This is a genomic window from Polaromonas sp. CG_9.11, assembly GCF_015752225.1.
GTDB lineage: Bacteria > Pseudomonadota > Gammaproteobacteria > Burkholderiales > Burkholderiaceae_C > Polaromonas.
Genome location: NZ_JADOVE010000001.1, coordinates 1 through 17,317, shown reverse-complemented (window position 1 = coordinate 17,317; position 17,317 = coordinate 1). Strand labels below are relative to the sequence as shown.

27 protein-coding genes and 2 pseudogenes are annotated in these 17,317 nt (G+C 55.7%); 23 read left to right on the top strand and 6 right to left on the bottom strand.

Translation table 11 applies throughout. From position 1 onward, the window contains the following. Positions 1–131: 131 nt before the first annotated feature. Complete coding sequence (locus IWX85_RS00135) at positions 132–818, bottom strand: NUDIX domain-containing protein (protein ID WP_196868337.1); 687 nt, start codon at positions 816–818, stop codon at positions 132–134. A 273-nt stretch (positions 819–1,091) separates the two neighbouring features. Here IWX85_RS00135 and IWX85_RS00130 point away from each other — a divergent pair, with 273 nt between their 5' ends. From IWX85_RS00130 to IWX85_RS00100, 8 genes are all read left to right on the top strand, one after another. Beyond that, positions 1,092–1,352 (top strand): hypothetical protein, encoded by a 261-nt coding sequence (locus IWX85_RS00130; RefSeq protein ID WP_196868336.1) that lies wholly within the window; start codon positions 1,092–1,094, stop codon positions 1,350–1,352. A 126-nt stretch (positions 1,353–1,478) separates the two neighbouring features. Then, positions 1,479–1,853 (top strand): hypothetical protein, encoded by a 375-nt coding sequence (locus IWX85_RS00125; protein WP_196868335.1) that lies wholly within the window; start codon positions 1,479–1,481, stop codon positions 1,851–1,853. After that, entirely contained in the window at positions 1,850–2,050 is a 201-nt protein-coding gene (locus tag IWX85_RS00120) for a hypothetical protein (protein WP_196868334.1), read from the top strand. Before IWX85_RS00125 ends, IWX85_RS00120 begins: the two co-directional genes overlap by 4 nt. Then, positions 2,047–2,217, top strand: coding sequence for a hypothetical protein (locus tag IWX85_RS00115; RefSeq protein WP_196868333.1), 171 nt, complete (start codon positions 2,047–2,049; stop codon positions 2,215–2,217). Before IWX85_RS00120 ends, IWX85_RS00115 begins: the two co-directional genes overlap by 4 nt. A gap of 23 nt (positions 2,218–2,240) precedes the next feature. Beyond that, positions 2,241–2,435: a hypothetical protein gene (locus IWX85_RS00110; RefSeq protein ID WP_196868332.1), complete on the top strand. Its 195-nt coding sequence runs from the start codon at positions 2,241–2,243 to the stop codon at positions 2,433–2,435. After that, positions 2,432–2,866, top strand: coding sequence for a hypothetical protein (locus IWX85_RS00105; protein WP_196868331.1), 435 nt, complete (start codon positions 2,432–2,434; stop codon positions 2,864–2,866). The genes IWX85_RS00110 and IWX85_RS00105 overlap by 4 nt, the downstream gene beginning before the upstream one ends. Next, positions 2,863–2,988, top strand: a complete 126-nt coding sequence (locus IWX85_RS20685; protein ID WP_255529357.1) for a hypothetical protein — start codon at positions 2,863–2,865, stop codon at positions 2,986–2,988. Before IWX85_RS00105 ends, IWX85_RS20685 begins: the two co-directional genes overlap by 4 nt. A gap of 10 nt (positions 2,989–2,998) precedes the next feature. Next, on the top strand, positions 2,999–3,313 hold the full coding sequence (locus IWX85_RS00100; protein ID WP_196868330.1) for a hypothetical protein: 315 nt from the start codon (positions 2,999–3,001) through the stop codon (positions 3,311–3,313). Positions 3,314–3,355: 42 nt separating this feature from the next. On the opposite strand, the gene IWX85_RS00095 is transcribed toward IWX85_RS00100, so the two are convergent. Continuing rightward, positions 3,356–3,571: a hypothetical protein gene (locus IWX85_RS00095; RefSeq protein WP_196868329.1), complete on the bottom strand. Its 216-nt coding sequence runs from the start codon at positions 3,569–3,571 to the stop codon at positions 3,356–3,358. A gap of 122 nt (positions 3,572–3,693) precedes the next feature. On the opposite strand from IWX85_RS00095, the gene IWX85_RS00090 reads away from it, so the two are divergent. The 11 genes from IWX85_RS00090 to IWX85_RS00040 all read left to right on the top strand — a co-directional run bounded on the left by IWX85_RS00090 (position 3,694) and on the right by IWX85_RS00040 (position 9,185). Next, positions 3,694–4,188: a hypothetical protein gene (locus IWX85_RS00090; RefSeq protein WP_196868328.1), complete on the top strand. Its 495-nt coding sequence runs from the start codon at positions 3,694–3,696 to the stop codon at positions 4,186–4,188. A gap of 33 nt (positions 4,189–4,221) precedes the next feature. Beyond that, on the top strand, positions 4,222–4,497 hold the full coding sequence (locus IWX85_RS00085) for a hypothetical protein (protein ID WP_231379429.1): 276 nt from the start codon (positions 4,222–4,224) through the stop codon (positions 4,495–4,497). A 127-nt stretch (positions 4,498–4,624) separates the two neighbouring features. After that, a complete protein-coding gene (locus tag IWX85_RS00080) occupies positions 4,625–4,903 on the top strand; it encodes a hypothetical protein (protein ID WP_196868326.1) in 279 nt (92 codons plus the stop codon). Positions 4,904–5,204: 301 nt separating this feature from the next. After that, a complete protein-coding gene (locus tag IWX85_RS00075; RefSeq protein ID WP_196868325.1) occupies positions 5,205–5,468 on the top strand; it encodes a hypothetical protein in 264 nt (87 codons plus the stop codon). Between the two features lie 401 nt (positions 5,469–5,869). Then, complete coding sequence (locus tag IWX85_RS00070; protein ID WP_196868324.1) at positions 5,870–6,187, top strand: hypothetical protein; 318 nt, start codon at positions 5,870–5,872, stop codon at positions 6,185–6,187. Further along, a complete protein-coding gene (locus IWX85_RS00065) occupies positions 6,184–6,417 on the top strand; it encodes a hypothetical protein (protein WP_196868323.1) in 234 nt (77 codons plus the stop codon). Before IWX85_RS00070 ends, IWX85_RS00065 begins: the two co-directional genes overlap by 4 nt. A gap of 136 nt (positions 6,418–6,553) precedes the next feature. Beyond that, positions 6,554–7,120 (top strand): hypothetical protein, encoded by a 567-nt coding sequence (locus IWX85_RS00060; RefSeq protein ID WP_196868322.1) that lies wholly within the window; start codon positions 6,554–6,556, stop codon positions 7,118–7,120. A 222-nt stretch (positions 7,121–7,342) separates the two neighbouring features. Then, the gene (locus tag IWX85_RS00055; protein WP_196868321.1) at positions 7,343–7,768 is read left to right on the top strand and encodes a hypothetical protein; all 426 of its coding nucleotides are present in this window, start codon (positions 7,343–7,345) and stop codon (positions 7,766–7,768) included. Next, on the top strand, positions 7,651–8,295 hold the full coding sequence (locus IWX85_RS00050) for an IS630 family transposase (protein ID WP_196868320.1): 645 nt from the start codon (positions 7,651–7,653) through the stop codon (positions 8,293–8,295). Before IWX85_RS00055 ends, IWX85_RS00050 begins: the two co-directional genes overlap by 118 nt. Before the next feature lie 219 nt (positions 8,296–8,514). Next, complete coding sequence (locus IWX85_RS00045; protein ID WP_196868319.1) at positions 8,515–8,820, top strand: hypothetical protein; 306 nt, start codon at positions 8,515–8,517, stop codon at positions 8,818–8,820. 11 nt (positions 8,821–8,831) lie between these two features. Beyond that, complete coding sequence (locus tag IWX85_RS00040) at positions 8,832–9,185, top strand: hypothetical protein (RefSeq protein WP_196868318.1); 354 nt, start codon at positions 8,832–8,834, stop codon at positions 9,183–9,185. 83 nt (positions 9,186–9,268) lie between these two features. On the opposite strand, the pseudogene IWX85_RS00035 reads toward IWX85_RS00040, so the two are convergent. The 3 genes and pseudogenes from IWX85_RS00035 to IWX85_RS20680 all read right to left on the bottom strand — a co-directional run. After that, positions 9,269–9,862, bottom strand: a pseudogene (locus tag IWX85_RS00035) (IS21 family transposase); the annotation flags it as partial. 369 nt (positions 9,863–10,231) lie between these two features. Continuing rightward, positions 10,232–11,629, bottom strand: coding sequence for a hypothetical protein (locus IWX85_RS00030; RefSeq protein ID WP_196868316.1), 1,398 nt, complete (start codon positions 11,627–11,629; stop codon positions 10,232–10,234). Continuing rightward, positions 11,626–11,760, bottom strand: coding sequence for a hypothetical protein (locus IWX85_RS20680; RefSeq protein WP_255529356.1), 135 nt, complete (start codon positions 11,758–11,760; stop codon positions 11,626–11,628). Before IWX85_RS20680 ends, IWX85_RS00030 begins: the two co-directional genes overlap by 4 nt. Before the next feature lie 401 nt (positions 11,761–12,161). On the opposite strand from IWX85_RS20680, the pseudogene IWX85_RS00025 reads away from it, so the two are divergent. The 4 genes and pseudogenes from IWX85_RS00025 to IWX85_RS00010 all read left to right on the top strand — a co-directional run. Further along, a pseudogene (locus IWX85_RS00025) lies at positions 12,162–12,422 on the top strand (tripartite tricarboxylate transporter substrate-binding protein); the annotation flags it as partial. A 175-nt stretch (positions 12,423–12,597) separates the two neighbouring features. After that, complete coding sequence (locus IWX85_RS00020) at positions 12,598–14,079, top strand: amidase (protein ID WP_196868315.1); 1,482 nt, start codon at positions 12,598–12,600, stop codon at positions 14,077–14,079. A 69-nt stretch (positions 14,080–14,148) separates the two neighbouring features. Beyond that, the gene (locus IWX85_RS00015) at positions 14,149–14,403 is read left to right on the top strand and encodes a tripartite tricarboxylate transporter substrate-binding protein (protein ID WP_196868314.1); all 255 of its coding nucleotides are present in this window, start codon (positions 14,149–14,151) and stop codon (positions 14,401–14,403) included. A gap of 47 nt (positions 14,404–14,450) precedes the next feature. Then, a complete protein-coding gene (locus tag IWX85_RS00010) occupies positions 14,451–16,598 on the top strand; it encodes an AsmA family protein (RefSeq protein WP_196868313.1) in 2,148 nt (715 codons plus the stop codon). Between the two features lie 323 nt (positions 16,599–16,921). Here IWX85_RS00010 and IWX85_RS00005 read toward each other — a convergent pair whose 3' ends face one another. Further along, positions 16,922–17,308, bottom strand: a complete 387-nt coding sequence (locus tag IWX85_RS00005) for an integrase core domain-containing protein (RefSeq protein WP_370584158.1) — start codon at positions 17,306–17,308, stop codon at positions 16,922–16,924. Positions 17,309–17,317: the final 9 nt, after the last annotated feature.

The window sequence follows — 17,317 nt, the reverse complement described above, 5'->3', positions numbered from 1 at the left end:
TAGTTTTATAGCAACTACGAATTTAGACGGTGATGTGATCATTTGCACTCAAAAAAAGGCGTTCAAGCACTCCTTATGTCCGTGCTTGCCTTGTAAAAGTCCGCCAAAACTGCGGCAGAAATAGGCGAATTTTAAGTAGCAGGGATACGCCACCGAAATAGCTGTGCCGGCCTGAAAGCCCCGCCTTTCATTGCCCCCTCCACGGCTTCGACCATCCCTCGATCAGTTAGTTTTCTCCGAAAGCTGGACTTGTCAATGGGACGCCCCAGCACCTGCTCACAGGTCACTTGAAGCTCGGTCAGCGTGAAATGTTCGGCCAGTAAGCCTCGCGGCATTCCCATGCCATCCACCTGTTTCCGCGTGACGTCGACCGCGCGCTCTATGAGATCAGCATGATCAAAAGCTAGTGGCCCCAATATGACCGATTCAACTGGCCGCCATTCCAAAGCATCAATCTGTTTCTCCGCAATGACCTCCACAGACTCAATCGAAATTAGGGCCCGATAAACCACACTCAAAGCCCACGGCGCAGGCGAATAGCGCTTGGCACCGCCCACAGCGCAAAGCTGTTCAAAATCCAGCAGCTCAATCCCAAGCCTTTCGTGCATCACTCGGCGTGCACCTGCGTCCAGAGTCTGATCTAAATCAATCCTCAGAGCTCCGCCGGGCAATGCCCACTTCCCAGCGTAGGGCGCATCCGCTCGCTTGGCCAGCAGGACATTCAGCCCACCACCGAACACAGTCAAAACAACTACCTCCAGCCTCGTAAACGGCATCGGACGATTTTTGTTATTCAGCATCTCACTGTTGTTTTTCACGCAGTCGCTCTCAATCTTAGTAGCACGATACCACCAAGTATCGTACAGTTACTTATAAGTAAAATGCCACGAAGGTAAGACAAGATGGAATACGGCGTCATTAGTGAGATCCACGGCCACACTGGAATCTCGAATCCACGCTCAGGGCTAACCCTCGGGACAGCAAGTGGATTTCGTCGAGGACCTCATCGTCTGCGCCCCTGAACGGATCCGTGTTGTCGACCCCGTTCCCAGAATTATCAACGTCGCCGCCCAATGAACAAAGGACCAAAAATGAGCGTCACTGCGGACACACCACAAGAGACTGCGCTGAATATCATTTGGTGCCTGAGCTCCAAGTTCGCCGGCGGGATATTTGCGCTCACGCCGTCCGACGAAGAAACCGCTGACGCAATCGAAGCGAGCCCTGAGCTCGCAGCAAAACTTCAACGGATGCGCGAATACCACGACGTCGCGCAAGCTGTTTGCAGAAAAGCGCAGCCGCTTCTAGACGCGCGTGCGGCAATGCGCGCAGTTGAGTCTGCTATCAGCTGAACCCGACCACATGAACAAAAGCCACGGCCTCGCCAAAAGCCCATCCTTGAAGCCGACCACCTAGCCTGGACTTGCCCCGTACTCCCAACGATCCCGCCAACAGCACTAACGAACCCGCCAGAAACAATGACCCGACGCAGCGAGCATTTGCGGTGTGAATGTGATTCACACCGAACCTCAAACCCCGCCACAGAGGGGACTGAACACTGCTGCGCGGCAGAAAACGGCGCTCAATTGCAGGAAATTACACCAGGGATTCCACATGCCTCATTGGGTCCGCCGACAATTTGGGATATCCGAATTTTTGATGCGCTTATCAAACTAAATAGCATGTACGGCGTCGAGGACATGGCCTTCCTGCTGCTGAACAACTCGCTTTTTTTAACGTGTGCGAAAAATAGCCGCGGCTGGCGTCACCTTCGCACCGATGAGGAAAGCCAAGTGCTGGCCCTTGTCGACGCCGAGCTTGCCATGCGCGCAATTGCGGAGATTTTTCCGTGAACGACGACGAGGCAAGCCAGGCGCTGCTGGCTTGGGAAGTCGCAAGAAACAACGATATTGTAAAAACCCTTGTGGGCGACCCGGCCCTACTTGCCCGAGTTCGCAAAATGCCGGGGCCGCTTGTGCGATGCCAAGATCTGATCGGCCGCGCGGACGCTGAGATTGCCCGATTGGCCATTTTGGAGATTCTTAAATGATTGACGCAGCAAGCCAGGCGTTTATTGCCTGGGAAATAGCAAGAAATGAAAACATCGTGCAAAACCTGGTCAACAACCCAGACATGCTGGCCCGCTTGCGCGACAGGCCAGGGCCGTCCGCGCGCCCGAGGAACCTCGTCGCAATGGCCGACTCCGAAATTGCTTGATTAGCTATTTTAAAGCTTCTTAAATGATGGACACAGAACGCCAGGACCCGCGAGGCTGGCAAATAGCAAGGCAGGAAAGTATCGTTGAAAACTTAATCGGCAACCCGGCCCTGCTCGCCCTTGCGCACAGCATGCCGATCAATTTCGCGCGATGGTCCGAGCTTATCGCCCGAGCTGACGCCGAGCTGGCACAGCGGGCAATGGACGAGCTTCCGTGAGCTACATAACACTAGCACTGGACCTGCCGGCAAAAAGTTTTGACGACTGCGTGCAGCTGCTCGCCGGCGACCCCGAACTGCTGTCCGTCACCCGAAGGCACGGCGGCTGGCTGCTTACAAACGCGGGCGAAAAAAACTTGGTTGCGCGAGCTGAGGCGCTACTTGCCGAGCAGACCATTTGCCAGCTACTGCAAGGCGACAGCTACTGCCCGACGGAAATGGGGTCGACGTCCGGCTCCACGCTTGTTTTAAAAATCCACACCGATGGCGGGTGCGACCGACAGCTTTGTGCGGTTTGTATGAGATACCAAGGCCGCAAAACATTTGGCCTGATGCCGGAAAATTGCTATGCAATGCGCCTGGTTCGCGAAAATCCCGAGCTTCTGGCGTGCTTTTATGCGTGCCCCAATGACCACAAAGGGAAGCTATGACAAAAATTCTTTGGCAGCCGCTGCTTGTGCCAATTTTGGTTGGTATTAGCCTTTTCAGCCTGAGCGCCATGGGCATGTATTTGGCGTTCAGAAACGGCACTTCGATTCGCCTTCGCGGCTGATGGCGAAATAATGCTGACTGAACCAATTTTCAAACCTGATGTGTGTGGACCACCGAATCAAAACAGGGCAATCGGCGCAATCGTGAATTTTCGAGATCGAGATTGGCATTCGCTTTGCCTTCTTAGCAATACCTCTCGCGCAGAAATCATGTCGGCTTTTCGGTCTGTCCCTGAGCTGCTGCGTTTCGCAACATCCGCGCCACTTGCAGAAATCGCTGCCGAGCTAGAGGCCGAGGCTGCGATGCAAGCCATGAACGAAATCGCCCCATATCGCCCCTACGCTTCCAGCGCACAAGAAGATGCGCCGGCTAATCCGGACGCTTAAAATTTCGGACACGCAAACCGCGGCTCATGTTTTGCTACTAAATCAGGAGCTGATTGAATGCGCGGAGAAGTTGGGAATGCAGTGTTTTTCAGAAATTGAGCGGTACGTTATTTCGCTTGCCCAAACACAGCTGGCGATGCAGACAATTAACGAAATCGCCCCAAGCACTTGACCGATCACGAACTCAACTTCAAAACCGACGCCGAAATTGGCCTGCCAAACATGCTCGCTACCACCGATGCAATCCTGTGCTGGCATGAAATTGGGATTTGAAGGTGATCATCATGGTTTGGCGAAGTGGTTAGGCGTATTCGCAGGATCTGCGCGATCAGGTATTGAAGTCAACGGGGTTGCTTCGGGAAGTCGCTGCGCGCGTTGACGTGAGCTCTTCCTATGTGTCACGAGCGCGTTCGCGTAGACAGTGGCTGGGCCAAGCCAGCCTGGGCGCGCAGTGCAATTATGTGCTGCTGTGCATAGCAGCACTGAAGACACCGCTGCTGGCGCAAGTGGCCTTGGCGCCCGAGCAGACGGTCGTTCAGTTGTGCCAGTGGGCGCAGGCCGAGCACGGCATTGCGGTGGTTCCGACGACGATGGGCAAGACCCTGGCTCGGTTCGGGCTGACGCTAAAAAATAAGACGCTTTATGCCAGCGAGCAGCAGCACCCCGATGTCGCCCAGACGCGGACGGATTGGAAAGCCGAACAACCCTGGATGGCCGCCGGGCGGCTGATTTTTCTCGATGAGACCTGGGCCAGGTCCAACATGACGCCTACCCAAGGCCGCTCATCCAATTATGTTGTCGACAACCGCCTTGTTGTTTTTCAGTCGAGCCACTTCAATCTTCGTAGCAACTTACAACTAAGTGGAGTACATTAACTTCTTCGTACAAAGCAACTAAGTGGGGTTTGAATGGAAAACGATATGAACCGCATGCAATCGAAGGTGATGCAAATTAGAGAAATTGTCGAAGAGCCGAATGTAGAGTTCTGTTACATGGAACTCTGTAGTGCAGAGGAAATGGCGCGGGCATGCGAGCAGTATCCCGAGGTCATGAACTGGTGGACAGAAAAGATCGAGAGTGGTAACAACTGGCGGTGGGGCTACCTGAAGGAAAAATGGGGACGGATCCGGGCTCACCTGGAGAGTCGAGCCGCCGTAGACGCCGTTGACTCAATCCTCGCTTGACTAATTCCGGAACCGAGGAATTTATGCCCACCGCTTAAATCCCCTCCCCGCAGCCGACCGCCTCGATCTGACCTTATTTCAAGTCCCATCGACCCCGACAACTACGCCAACGAACCCGACCAAAACCATGGCACGAATTCATCTGTATTTGCCGCTCGAAGGCTTGCCGATCAACATCCCAAATGGTCGCGAAGCCGTGCTTGCGTGGATAAATAAAGAACCACACGCTTATTTGCAAGTGGAGTTCACCCGCAACGAAAACGTAAAAGCCGCATTGGAAGCGGATTCGACACTTCTCGATGCCTTGCGACTCGCCTCCTGTGAATCGTTCAACGACATCGTGGCTGAAATCGACGCCGATATTGCCCGCCGTGCAGTTGACTCGGTGTACCCCAGCAAGGGCTGAACGAAATGTTCAAAACGGCAGCGCAAATGCTTATCGTCATCGTATTGGTTGCGGTGTGGCTCGTAACTCTTGCCGGTGTTGGGGTCTCAGTAGATTTTGATAATGGAACACACATGCGACTTCGCGGCTGGTGGAAAGAATAATGGCTACGTTGATCTTTCCTCCCCCAGACCTCGCCCATCCTACCTGCCCACTGTCTGGCGCCCGTCTGTGCGCAGCTGCCTGGAGGATTTATACACATCATGAACCAAGTTTGGCCACCCATTTCAATTTGATCCAAGCTAACCAAGGAAGTCGAATGATGAGCACCAATCAAATCATGCGAACACCATCCGAAATTGCGAGGCTTGTGCTTCTCACGATGGCACGCACTGGTGGAGAGCTTTGGCTTTACTCCTTTGAACCTCGAGAAATGGCGGACGCCATTGAGTTTCGCCCGGAGATTGCAACGAAACTGCAAATCATGGCGATGCGCTCAGAAGCAATAGCTGTCGTATGGTCGGCAGCAAAAGCCATTTTGGACACTCGCGCAGCCTCTCAAGCAGTCGAGGAAATGCTCGGGTAAAAAATGCCGTCGCATCACACCCGCATCACACTCGCATCACACTTTTTAAAAGTTATTATGTAAATCAATGACTTACAGCAGTCATTTTGATCGGCCGATTTTTTATCAATTTTCGATCGGCTTAAAAATGACTTTTTTTTGCACGGAGTGTTTGCGCCGGCATCGTTTCATCCCAGATGCCGATCTTGACTGAAATACGAGCACCAACAGCGTGGCCACAATCCTACCAATATAACCATCGAAACTGCCCAAATCATTGAGGCGAATCCGTATGCAATTGCAGTGTGAATGCAGTTTTGGTGGCCGCGGCCATGGCCTTTCAGAGCGGGCGCGTCATCCAGACCCCCGCAAAACAGCCCTGAACTGCCGCAAATTACACCAGCATTTACACCAGAAAAATTATGAAAACCCTGACCCTTGAGCTTGTAAAAAACCTGCTGTGCGTTGCTGTGGATTCGCTTGAGATGGACGGGTCTGAATATTGCTCGCGCGCTGAGCTTAAGCAGATGTGGCTTGATCTTGCGGAGGCGCTGTATTTGTTGGATGCAAGCGAGGGGGTTGCGCGAATAATTGGGCGTCCAGAGCTGCTGTTGATTCTGGAGGGGGTCCGCGGGTACGGGATTTTCAAGAACTGTGGCGAGCGCCTGGCAATGATAGCCTCCGAACTCGCCAGGCGTGAAATGGATCAGGTTTTTGCCGATCCGGCGAGGAACACATGACAGATCCGTTTAGTAGCTGGGCGCAGTTAATGCACGCAGTAAGTTTGGAAGATTCCGAAAAAGCAGTTTTATTTATTGCAACCAAGCCATCCCTCGCCGAATTTGCAAACAAGTTCAGCGACCAGATTTTCGAGTTGCACGATGAACGACAGCTACTTGCCAGGGTGAATTGCGAAATCGTCAGGCTGGAAATTGAGGCCATTTGCCCAAGGGAAATCCGCGTATGCTAAAAATTCTTTGGCAGCTGCTGCTTGTGCCCATTTTTGTGTGCATTTGGCTTTTTAGCGCCGCGTCGGTTGGCGTGGACGTTAGTTTTGAAAACGGCACGGCGCTGCGGCTGCGCGGCTTGTGGAAGGACTGAACCCAATGCATCGCCAGCCCAACCTATATCGCCAGCCGCACCTTACTCGGCCCACGCTGCCCCTGGCGTGGCACCCGCGCATCCGCATCTTTTGCGAGGACGTCGACACGCTGTCCGCCGTGCTCGACATCGAAATTCGCGTGCTGATCGTAGAGAGCGAAACCGGCGAGCTGTCAGTTTCCGCTCTTGCACAGAAGGGCGACGACGAAACCCGGAATCTTTTGCGGAAAATGTGCGATCGAGTGATGGACGCCATGGCATATGTGTGCGTAGTTTGTGGAGAGCTTGGAGAGTGCTACCAAATTCACCGAAGCGCCCTTCTGCTGGTTTGCTGCGTCGCGCATCTGGAGAGTCACACGATTTCCATTCGTCGAGGCCCCATGAGTCCAGTAATTTCGCCATGGCGCAGGCATCAAAAAATGAGCTCGCTGACGCGAATTGCGACAAACAAACGCGCCGCAAGCGCGGCACTCAGTTTTTATGATCGCCACAATGCGCCGTTTTTTGGTCAGATCCTAGCTGAGGCCGAGGCTGCGCGGGCAAGAATCGCTGTGGATTCGGTGTGCAAATGAGGATGTTCAGCTACCACGCAAGGCACAATTTTTCGTGCCTGCTGGATCAAAAATTCGAGGTCCAGGTTGACGACGAAGCAAAAACGGTGACGATTTTTGCGAAAACCTTTGACTCGCACTTGATTAGCCGCGTGCTAGAGCATATCCGCTCTAACTATCAAAGACTGTGAAGGAACCGGGCCGAAGAAAGTGGGATCGAAGCCAAATTTGGAGGTGCAAATCATGCCCTGGCGACGAGGAAAAGCGTATGCGCAGGATCTGCGCGAGCGGGTATTGGCGGCAACGGGCACCCTTGGGCAAGTGGCCATGCGATTTGGCGTGAGTGCGTCGTATGTGTCGCGAGTGCGCTCGCGGCACAGCCGCCTGGGCCAAGCCAGCCCAGGGGTTCAAGGCAACCATATGCCGCTGCGTCTGGGGCCGCTCGAGCCCGAGTTGCTCAAACAAGTTGCCCTGGCGCCCGAGCAGACGCTGGCTCAACTGTGCCAGTGGGTCAAAGTCGAGCACGGCATTGCCGTGGGAACGACGACGATGTGCAAGACGCTGGCCCGGTTCGGGCTGACGCTAAAAAAAAGACGCTCTATGCCAGCGAGCAGCAGCGCCCTGACGTTGCACAGGCGCGAGCGGCCTGGAAGTCCGAGCAGCCCGTGATGGCGGCGGGGCGGCTGATCTTTCTTGATGAAACGTGGGCCACTACCAACATGACGCCTACCCGGGGCCGCTCGCCTAAGGGCGAGCGTTGCCTGGGGTATGCGCCTTTTGGTCACTGGCACACGACGACGTTTGTCTGCGCGCTGAGTGCGCAAGGCTTGCTCGCGCCCTTGGTGCTTGACGGGCCCATCAACGGCAATGCCTTTGTGGCCTGGATTGAGCAATTCCTCGCCCCCGAGCTGCGGGCCGGCGACACCGTGGTGATGGATAACCTGGGCTCTCACAAAGTCGTTGGCGTCCAGGCAGCTATTGAAGCGGCGGGTGCGACGCTGCGCTACCTGCCGCCCTACAGCCCGGACCTCAACCCGATCGAGCAAAGCTTTTCCAAGCTCAAGACCTTGCTGCGCAAAGCCCAGGCCCGCACGCTCGAAGCACTGTGGAGCGCCGTTGGCACCTTGCTGGACCTTTTTGGCCCCAGCGAATGCGAGCGCTATATTCGCCATTGCGGCTATTGCCAGTTAGGGTGAAACCGCTCTAGTCGACCACCTCCCGGCTGAGGGCGTTGTCGCTTTTTTAGACGACGACACCCGCGGCGAGCACGTCCTTGGCCCGCCGTATGTCCTGCAAATCCGCATTGGTGGTGGCAGCGGTGTTATTTTAACGCGCGTGCGGTGCGACTGGCGACAGCAGCGCACAAAGGGAATGGCCTGGCAATTACGCTGCAACAAACACAAGGAGATTGATCTATGAACATTATTCAATCAGAGAAAACGCCGGAATTCCTTGCGCGGAGAATCGGAAATGTTTCAACCGATTTGAGGTCCTTTAGCAGCACCATGTTGTTGTTCGGGATGACCTCGTCCGAACTTGTTGACGCAATTTCATTCCGGCCTGAAATCGCACAAGAGCTCGAGCAGGAGTCCCACGAATCCGACGCCATTGCGCTGGTCTGGTCTCGCGCAAAAGCAGGTCTCGACGCCCAAGCCGCCGCGAAAGCATTTGACGATGTGTTGTCGCATCACTCTCGCATCACTCTCGCATCACACTTTTAAAAAAAATTGTTGTGAATCAATGGGTTGCAGGCACCGATTTGATCGACAACGATCCGGTCGATTTTAAAAACAATTTCGAATCAAACAAAAGAGAAATCGAAATGCGCTACGAACTTGATTTTAAAAACGACGCCGAGATTGGCCCGCCTAACATTCACGCGGCTGCGGACGCGATTTTGTGCTGGCGCGGTGATGACAAGCTTTCTCGCCACTGCATCAGCAAAATATCCCGCGAAGATGTTGTCGCCGCTTTTCAAAAATACCCCGAGCTGCGGTACAGGGTTACGGCTGGGCCGCTTGCGAACATAGCGGCTGAGATTTCGGCCGATGAAGCAATGCAGTCGCTGTACGACATGGGGCCCTAAACTCATGTTATTACCAGATCTCGCGCCTGACGTGAGCGGCCCTCCGGACAAACGGCGCGGCGTTAAAACGCTGAGAGTGTGGTCAACGCACAAGTGGTGCCATTGAGCCAGTCGGCCGCTGTTTGGCGCGGTGTGGCCAGCGCAAAGCTGTAGCCCGACGCGGCCATGGCGGCCACGAAGATGTTGGTACGCCCCACCTCCGCGCCGTGCTCAAACAGGGCAATGGTGGGGCCGGCATAGTCGATGAACATCTTCTCGCCGGCGCGGTGGTTCTGGCGCATGGAGCGCTTGAGCCGTTTGGCAAACTGGCGGTAGTTCTCGCTGAACTGGGAGTAGCGCAGGGCTTTGAGGGGAAATTGCTCGCAGTGCTCCTCGCCCACCTGGGCGCTGTACTCCTGCCACAGCAGCATGACGGTGACGCCTTTGCGGCGCAGCTCCTGATGTATGCGCCCGTAGTCCGGACGGGCGAAGGTGCAGGCCTTGGATGACCCGAACAATCGGTGTTCCAAATCGGTCTCGCTCATGGCGTCGATGGCGCTCCAGTCAAGACCGACCGTCGCTGCCAGGGCGCAGTATTTGGTGACGCTGCCTTTGGCGATGCCAAGGGCGGTGGCTATTTGTTGGTGGCTTTGCTCACCAACGAGTATGAGACGCAGGGCGTCTTTGAGTTTGCGCATGTTGATCCTGGGGGTGGGCATGTGGCTCCTGACAAACTGCCAGAGGCTACAGACCCACCAAGTTGATTTACATGCGCAACACCATGCCTACTGGGGCATCGGTCACGATCGCCGGAATGTGCGGTCACGATGCCGGAATCTGTGATTTAACCCCCGGTCACGATGACCGGAATCCCTGGTCACGTTGCCGGAATGTGCGGTCACGATGAAACGGAATATGCACCAATCTTTAGGTGATTCTCAACAAGCCCTAGGCCCGTGCAGCAGGGTATGTGATAGAGGCCGTTTCAACGGATACGTTGGATCAGCGGGTCGGTCGCCACGGCGGTCGATGCCGAGACTTCAAGGTCCTGAATTCGACAACGCTGATCAGTCCCTGTTTATCAAGGCTGCGTGAAAATCGGCCTTGAGAGGGCTACTCACCGAAATCTTTAATGAGTATCCTGTGGCTTTAAAAATGGCGTCTTCAATCAAAGCCAAATTCAGGTCGGGAGTAGTCGCCGTGAAGCCATCGTGCTGAAGTAGAACAATGCGCTCCGCACAAACGTTGTGCGCGGCCTCCAGCGCCACCGACTCAACGCCTTGGAGCAAGTGTGCCAACTTGTGCCGCGCCTCTTTACCAGCCTCGCGCATGACCAATCCGCGCAAATTTCGGAGGCCTCCACGGAAAGAGCGATGATTTTTCAAGACGACGGTTCGCGCTTTGGCAATGTCTGCCGCTAACGCTTTGAAAAAAAGATGCTCATAGAGGGAACGCGCAGGCTCGACGCCAATAAGGGACGGAATAGCGGTAGTGGGATCCTCGGACAATGAGGCTCCATAAATCATTGCCAACAACACTTTTTTAACCTGGCGGGGTGTCAACCCCAGATCGGTTGCCAGTCCATTTCGGATGCTGGTTTTATTGTTCAGATATTGCTCGATCACGGGGCATTGAAGTCCGGCCAAAGCGGCCATTTGGTGAAGGATCGAATAGTGACAATTTTCAATGTCGTAGTCCCATAGACCGTGAAGAGCTGCATATCTGACTTGGCGGTTGACTGACTGAAGATTGATGCCCTGCCCGTACATTCGGCCGCTAGATGACTGCTGATATTTGTGAATCAAACACCCCGGCGAGATGGTGTTGTTCGCATGGTGCAACACCGTTCGTATAGCGTACAGAAAATAACCCGCAGTGACCGGATCCACTTGAACCGTGGAATTCCTTATCTCGGTTTGGGTAACAGTTTCCTGCTGAATTTGATGCTCAAGTCGTTTCAGCTCATCAACGTTGACGGGCACTTGCGATTGAACGGGTTTTTCGCTCCACCCGGCCCTTGTAACTTCAGTGCCAGTGTCCGTGGTCCTTTTTGCAATCAGGGCATTTGTCGGCGGCTTGTGACGAATTTCACCGTCGCCAGCCAGCAATTTTGTAGGGGCAGTTGGAAGGTTGGAATAGAAGGCCATGCGCGACGCCTCTACATGGGCTGCAAGCTTGTAAGGCTTGGTCCGGCCTTGCACCTTTGACCAATCATCAACAACGTCAAAGATTTTCAATTGTGCGTTCAGCTGGTTAAATTTTTCACGGCCGAATTGCTTTGCCAAATCAAGATACGAAAAGGAAGCCCAGCCCGGCATGTGCGAATGCTGCCGGAACCTCGCTGCTGACTGCGTAACCATGCTGGCTAATTGGGATTGCATTTTCAAGTCGAGAGCTGGAAACCCAACAAGGGTAGACGCCAGGTGATTGCGAAAGGCATCAGAAATATATGCATCACGGGTCATGTGTTTGATTGATCAGTCTGGATTTCTTGCTGGGTGGGATGCTCACGAGCACTGGATTTTTGAACTTCGGTTTTCTGGATGGTTTGATCGTATTTCAAAGCACCTGCATCGATGCTCGAAACGAGGCGCATTCCATCACTTTGGTTTAGCTGGAATAAGTTGATTGGTGAGACGAATAGTTGGCTCGGTCGGCTTTCATTTTTGATTGCGATGCATCAATAACCTTTGGCCGGCCCTGGTGCCACGCTGTTCAATATACGGTGGACGAATCGTCGGCATGCGGCGCGGCAATTTCCAAGAGTTCGCGGATCTTCAATTCCAACTCAAAACGCCCGTTGCAGCGCTTTTAATGCATGTCTTCGCGAATTGCATGTGAGTTATAGAAGTGGTGGGGTTGTTGTGCCTGTGCCTGTGCATGTGCATGTGCATGTGCATGTGCATGTGCTTGTGCTTGTGCTTGTGCTTGTGCTTGTGCTCTTCAGGCCATTTTCGCGAACATCATTGGCGTTGCATCTAGCCAAAAACCGTTAAGGAACTGATCGCCCTGGCCGGCAAGACGCCGTTGACCTTCGGATCTTCTGGCAGTGGCACATCGATTCACCTGTCGGGAGAGCTGTTCAACACCCTGGCCGGTGTCAAGATGCAGCACATTGCCTACAAGGACCGTGCGCAGGCCGTACCTGATTTTCTGGGCCGGCATATCACCATGATTTTCGACAACACACCTTTGGCTTTGCCGTCGGTCAAGTCGGGCGATGTCCGTGTCATCGCCGTCACCAGCGCTACCCGATAGGCCGCAGCACCCGCTATTTCAACGATCACCGAGTCCGGCCTGCCGGGCATTTCAGTCTCGGTCCGGCGTTCCCTAATGGTTGCCAAACACTGCGCGAACACGGAGCAGTCGAACGTTCATTGCCTCATTAAGAAACACCTGAGGTATTTTTGTGGGTTGACTTATCCTCGGTTGGATGATTACCACCCCTCCCACCGCCGCCGCTGGTGCCACCGCCAACCCCACCAACGACATTACCGAACTCGATGCGGTCAGTCTCTCGCGTGCCATCCAGACACGACAGCTGTCGTGCGTGGAAACGCTAAACGCATTTTTAGACCAGGTGGCCTGGCTTAATCCGCAGGTCAATGCGCTGGTTGCCTTGCAGCCCGCAAAAGGACTGCGCCAGCAGGCTCAACAACTGGATGCAGAGCTTGCGCGGGGCGACTGGCGGGGACCGTTGCATGGCTTTCCGCAGGCGCCCAAGGACATCATGCCGGCCAAAGGCCTGGTCACCACCAAGGGTTCGCCAATCTTCGAGGGCCAAGTGAGCAGCACCGACGCGGCAGTGTTCGAACGCATGCGCCAAGGCGGTGCGGTGTTCATTGGCCGCAGCAATTCCCCCGAGTTCGGCCTGGGCGGCCATACCTTCAACAGCGTCTACGGCACCACCGCAAACGCCTTCAACCCTGGCAAGACGGCGGGCGGCAGCAGCGGGGGCGCTGCCGTGGCAGTGGCGCTGCGCATGCTGCCGGTGGCAGACGGCACGGACATGATGGGTTCGCTGCGCACGCCGGCCGCGTTCAACAACGTCTATGGCATGCGCACCACGCCGGGCTGCGTGCCGCACGGGCCGGCCGAGGAGGTGTTCTTCCAGCAGTTCAGTGTGGCTGGGCCGATGGCGCGCAACATTCCGGATCTGGCGCTGCTGCTGTCCGTGCAGGCTGGCTTCGATGCACGCTTGCCGCTCACGCGCCGCGATAAAACCGTCGACTTCACCGCGCCGTTGCAGCGCAATTTCAAAGGCAGCCGTATCGGCTGGCTAGGCGACTTGGGCGGTCACCTCGCCATGGAGCCCGAGCTGTTGGCCCTGTGCGAACAAACATGTAAAACCTTTGAAACGATCGGCTGCCAGGTCGAGCCGGTGCTGCCGGCCTTCAACTTGGAGCGCCTGTGGCGCGCCTGGCTCACGCTGCGCAGCTTCAATGTGGCGGGCAACAACGCGGCTCTGTACAACGACGTGGCCCAGCGCGCCCTGCTCAAGCCCGAGGCGGTGTGGGAGATCGAGCGCGGCCTGGCGCTCAGCGGGCCAGATGTGTTCAACGCGGCGCGCGACCGCTCAGCTTGGTACCAAGTACTACGCGGCCTGTTCGAGACCTACGACTACCTGATTCTGCCGGCTACCCAAGTGCTGCCGTTCGACGCCACGCTGCACTGGCCCGCCCAGGTGAACGGCCGCACCATGGACACTTATCACCGCTGGATGGAGGTAGTGGTGCCCGCCACCATGGCCGGCCTGCCCGCTCTAAGCGTGCCAGCTGGCTTTAGCGTCAATGGCCTTCCCGCAGGCCTGCAAATCCTGGGGCCGACGCAGGCCGACTGGTCGGTACTGCAAATTGGCCACGCCTATGACCAGGCCAGCGGGCACGCGCGCGTGCGCAGCACGCTGCTGGGTTGAAACCTGTACATCATTCATCGTCTTTTTGTCTTTGATTCAGTCCCCGCTACCTGACCGAGAAAGTCCATCATGATCCTGCGTCGCGCCTTTCTGATGTCTTGCGTTCTGGCTACCTCTACGCTGAGCAGCAACGCGCTGGCGCAAGGCTACCCCGACCGCCCGGTCAAGCTGATCGTGCCGTTTTCACCCGGTGGCGCGACCGACATCCTGGGCCGGTTGCTGGCCACGGCGCTCACCGATAAGCTGGGCCAGTCAGTGATTGTGGAAAACAAGCCGGGCGCCGGCACCGCGCTGGCCGTCTCCGCCGTGGCTCTTGTCCTTTGAGATTGGCGCAGTTGTAGCTGGCCAATCAACCAAACCCTTCTTCGCTCATGACCCTCAGCACACGCCTGATCGCTTTACCCAATCGCCACCCTATCTGGACAGGTCTTCTCGTCGGGCTGGTGGTGCTGGTGTTGCTGTTTGACTGGAACTGGTTCCGCCATCCGCTTGAGCGTTACATCAGCGATAAGACTCAGCGAACGTTCACCATCTCAGACCTGAACGTCAAGCTGGGGTGGAAGCTCACGCCCACTATCCGCATGAAAGACCTTCAGTTCGCCAATGCGAAATGGTCCAAGGATGGTGAAATCATGGCCAAAGCCGAGGCAGTCGAATTCTCGATCTCACTTCGTGATCTGCCTGAAAAAATTCTATTACCGCGCGTGGCACTTACCAAGGCTGATCTTCTGTTCGAACGCATGGCCGACGACCGCAAGAATTGGGTGCTTTCGGCGCCGACAGACAAGTCGCCCAGCAAACTGCGTGTCAGTACGTTGTCGGTCGATCAGGGTCGATTTCGTTATCTCGACCACGGCCAGCCTTTTGACATTGACGTCGTCGCCAGCACATTTGATCCGTTAAAACAGGAAAAGGTCAAAGACGCCAATGCAGCTCCGGTCAACAATCGCTATTCGACGCAGTACACGTTCAGCGGTAAATACCACGATGCGGCCTATTCTGGCAATGCGCTGACAGGCGAAGTGCTGAGCTTTCAGGAGTCGGAAGTACCCTTTCCCATCAAAGGCGACCTTGTGGCCGGAACAACCCGTGTGTCGGTCGAAGGCACGATTGCAGATGCGGCCAATATCAGCGGCATCGATACGCAACTGCGGATACAAGGTCAGACACTGGCTAACCTCTATCCTTTCCTGTTGCTGCCGCTTCCCGCTACGCCGCCCTACAAGCTCAGCGGCCACCTGATCCTCAAGGGAGATAAGTACACGATGGATGACCTGATCGGCAAGATCGGCTCCACCGACGTCAGTGGCCGTGCCGCCTATCTCAACCGTAAACCTCGCCCACTGCTTACCGCCGACCTTCACAGCAAGCTGATGGACATGGCCGACCTCGGCCCCGTCGTCGGTGTACAGACCAAGGGCACAGACGGCAAACCAAAGATCAGCCAGTCGCAAACAAGTACCAAAACCGGTGCGGCTGCTGCGGAGAAAGCGGCGGATCCTAATCACATTCTTCCAGCCGGAAGCTTCGACGGCAGCCGTCTTCAGAAGATTGACGCCGAGGTGAATTTGGAAGCGACCAAACTTAAGGTGCCAGTGAAGCTGCCATTCGAGAGCCTGCGTGCTTCATTTGATTTGAAAAACTCGGTTCTCAAAATGCAGCCGCTGGAGTTTGGCTTCGCTGGCGGCATCATCAACTCGCAGATCACGCTGGACGCACGCAAACCCGTCATCAACGCCGATGTGATGATGAACATGCGCCGTATTCAGGTGGCGCAACTTGTGCCTGGCAACGAAGCGTTTGCCAAAGGCGCGGGACTCATGGGTGCCACTATCCAACTAAGGGGCAACGGCAACTCGATTGCCGATGTTGCAGGCAAATCCAATGGACGCATCTCTGCGGCCATTGCCAATGGACGCCTGTCGAACTTGCTTGACGCCGCCAGCGGCCTGAACGGCGGTAAAGTCATCACACTTCTGGCTGGCGGGGACAAAACCATCGCCGTCAATTGCGGCGGGATGGCCTTCGACGTGAAGGACGGCGTCGGTAAGTCCTCGCTGTTCGTGGTCGACACGGAGCAGACCCAAATCCTCGGCGAAGGCGGCTTCAACCTGGCCAGCGAGCAGTTTGACTTCAAGATTTCACCTAAACCCAAGCGCGTCGGTATTTTGTCGCTCCGCACGCCAGTCCGTGTTTTCGGAAGCTTCAAAAAACCCGACTATGCTCTGGAAAAAGGCCCGCTGCTTGCGCGCGCCGGCGGCGCTGTTGCACTGGCGATCATTGCGCCGCTGGCTGCGCTGATTCCGCTGCTGGAAACGGGTCCTGGCGAGAGTACAAATTGCGCGCGGGTAGCCAGTGAAGTGGGCGGCGCCGAAAAGCAGGCGGTGGCCTCGGCAAAGAAAACGCCTGCGAAGGTATCGGTAACCGATCCAAAGCCGGAACCGACCGCTGTGCTCACACCAGAAAAGTCAAAGGCACTTTCCACCGCTAATCCGCCGAAACGCAGGGCATCCGAATGATCTTTCACTTCTGCGTGCCCATGCGCGCGGATATCAAATTGATCGTTTGCAGCTGGATATGACCCACTTTAAAGGACTGCTGAACGCTCAAATGTGATCTTCGTACGTGTGCATGAACCACCTCCAAATAGTCCAAGTTTTCGTCCGCACCCCCAGTGGGTCAGTTTTAAGTCGGCGCCGACACGGTGTACGCCGTTGAGCATCGTCGGCCTGGCGAATTCGATCACGCAGGCACAATATCTCCAACTTAAGAACATCTGACAAGCGATGATGACTCCAGAACCGGTGGCTGTCAAGGAAGTTGTCGCCTGAAGTGAAGTGAGTCAGGCTACTTTTTGCGTGTTTCGAAGCTCCTTGATTTGTGGGGTTTCTGGGTTGAGGTGAACGACATCGACATGCGTCCACTGGCGAGCCTGTCCTGACCAGCGCTGGGGATTTTCCTGGCGGGCCCGTTCATAGACGAGCGCGCGCTCCTCAAGCAGGGCCCGGTCCAGGCCGGCATGGCGCTGCGCCGGCGTCACGAAGCCAATGGCGCTGTGGCGATGCTCCTGGTTATACCAATGGGCCAGCTCGGTGACCCAGCGCCTTGCGGCCAGCAGGTTCTCGAACGGCTTGACCGGCAGTTCGGGGCGGTACTTCAGGGTTCTGAACGCTGATTCGATGTACGGATTGTCATTACTCACGGATGGCCGGCTTCGCGTGTGTGCCACCCCTAGGCG

Coding starts and splice junctions, on each gene's coding strand:
- IWX85_RS00080 (WP_196868326.1), top strand. CDS start 4,625: ATGGCACGAATTCATCTGTATTTGCCGCTCGAAGGCTTGCCGATCAAC.
- IWX85_RS00065 (WP_196868323.1), top strand. CDS start 6,184: ATGACAGATCCGTTTAGTAGCTGGGCGCAGTTAATGCACGCAGTAAGT.
- IWX85_RS20680 (WP_255529356.1), bottom strand. CDS start 11,760: ATGCGCCTCGTTTCGAGCATCGATGCAGGTGCTTTGAAATACGATCAA.
- IWX85_RS00115 (WP_196868333.1), top strand. CDS start 2,047: ATGATTGACGCAGCAAGCCAGGCGTTTATTGCCTGGGAAATAGCAAGA.
- IWX85_RS00010 (WP_196868313.1), top strand. CDS start 14,451: ATGACCCTCAGCACACGCCTGATCGCTTTACCCAATCGCCACCCTATC.
- IWX85_RS00075 (WP_196868325.1), top strand. CDS start 5,205: ATGAGCACCAATCAAATCATGCGAACACCATCCGAAATTGCGAGGCTT.
- IWX85_RS00045 (WP_196868319.1), top strand. CDS start 8,515: ATGAACATTATTCAATCAGAGAAAACGCCGGAATTCCTTGCGCGGAGA.
- IWX85_RS00070 (WP_196868324.1), top strand. CDS start 5,870: ATGAAAACCCTGACCCTTGAGCTTGTAAAAAACCTGCTGTGCGTTGCT.
- IWX85_RS00055 (WP_196868321.1), top strand. CDS start 7,343: ATGCCCTGGCGACGAGGAAAAGCGTATGCGCAGGATCTGCGCGAGCGG.
- IWX85_RS00125 (WP_196868335.1), top strand. CDS start 1,479: ATGACCCGACGCAGCGAGCATTTGCGGTGTGAATGTGATTCACACCGA.
- IWX85_RS00110 (WP_196868332.1), top strand. CDS start 2,241: ATGATGGACACAGAACGCCAGGACCCGCGAGGCTGGCAAATAGCAAGG.
- IWX85_RS00015 (WP_196868314.1), top strand. CDS start 14,149: ATGATCCTGCGTCGCGCCTTTCTGATGTCTTGCGTTCTGGCTACCTCT.
- IWX85_RS00130 (WP_196868336.1), top strand. CDS start 1,092: ATGAGCGTCACTGCGGACACACCACAAGAGACTGCGCTGAATATCATT.
- IWX85_RS00060 (WP_196868322.1), top strand. CDS start 6,554: ATGCATCGCCAGCCCAACCTATATCGCCAGCCGCACCTTACTCGGCCC.
- IWX85_RS00100 (WP_196868330.1), top strand. CDS start 2,999: ATGCTGACTGAACCAATTTTCAAACCTGATGTGTGTGGACCACCGAAT.
- IWX85_RS00095 (WP_196868329.1), bottom strand. CDS start 3,571: ATGCCAGCACAGGATTGCATCGGTGGTAGCGAGCATGTTTGGCAGGCC.
- IWX85_RS00030 (WP_196868316.1), bottom strand. CDS start 11,629: ATGACCCGTGATGCATATATTTCTGATGCCTTTCGCAATCACCTGGCG.
- IWX85_RS00085 (WP_231379429.1), top strand. CDS start 4,222: ATGGAAAACGATATGAACCGCATGCAATCGAAGGTGATGCAAATTAGA.
- IWX85_RS20685 (WP_255529357.1), top strand. CDS start 2,863: ATGACAAAAATTCTTTGGCAGCCGCTGCTTGTGCCAATTTTGGTTGGT.
- IWX85_RS00020 (WP_196868315.1), top strand. CDS start 12,598: ATGATTACCACCCCTCCCACCGCCGCCGCTGGTGCCACCGCCAACCCC.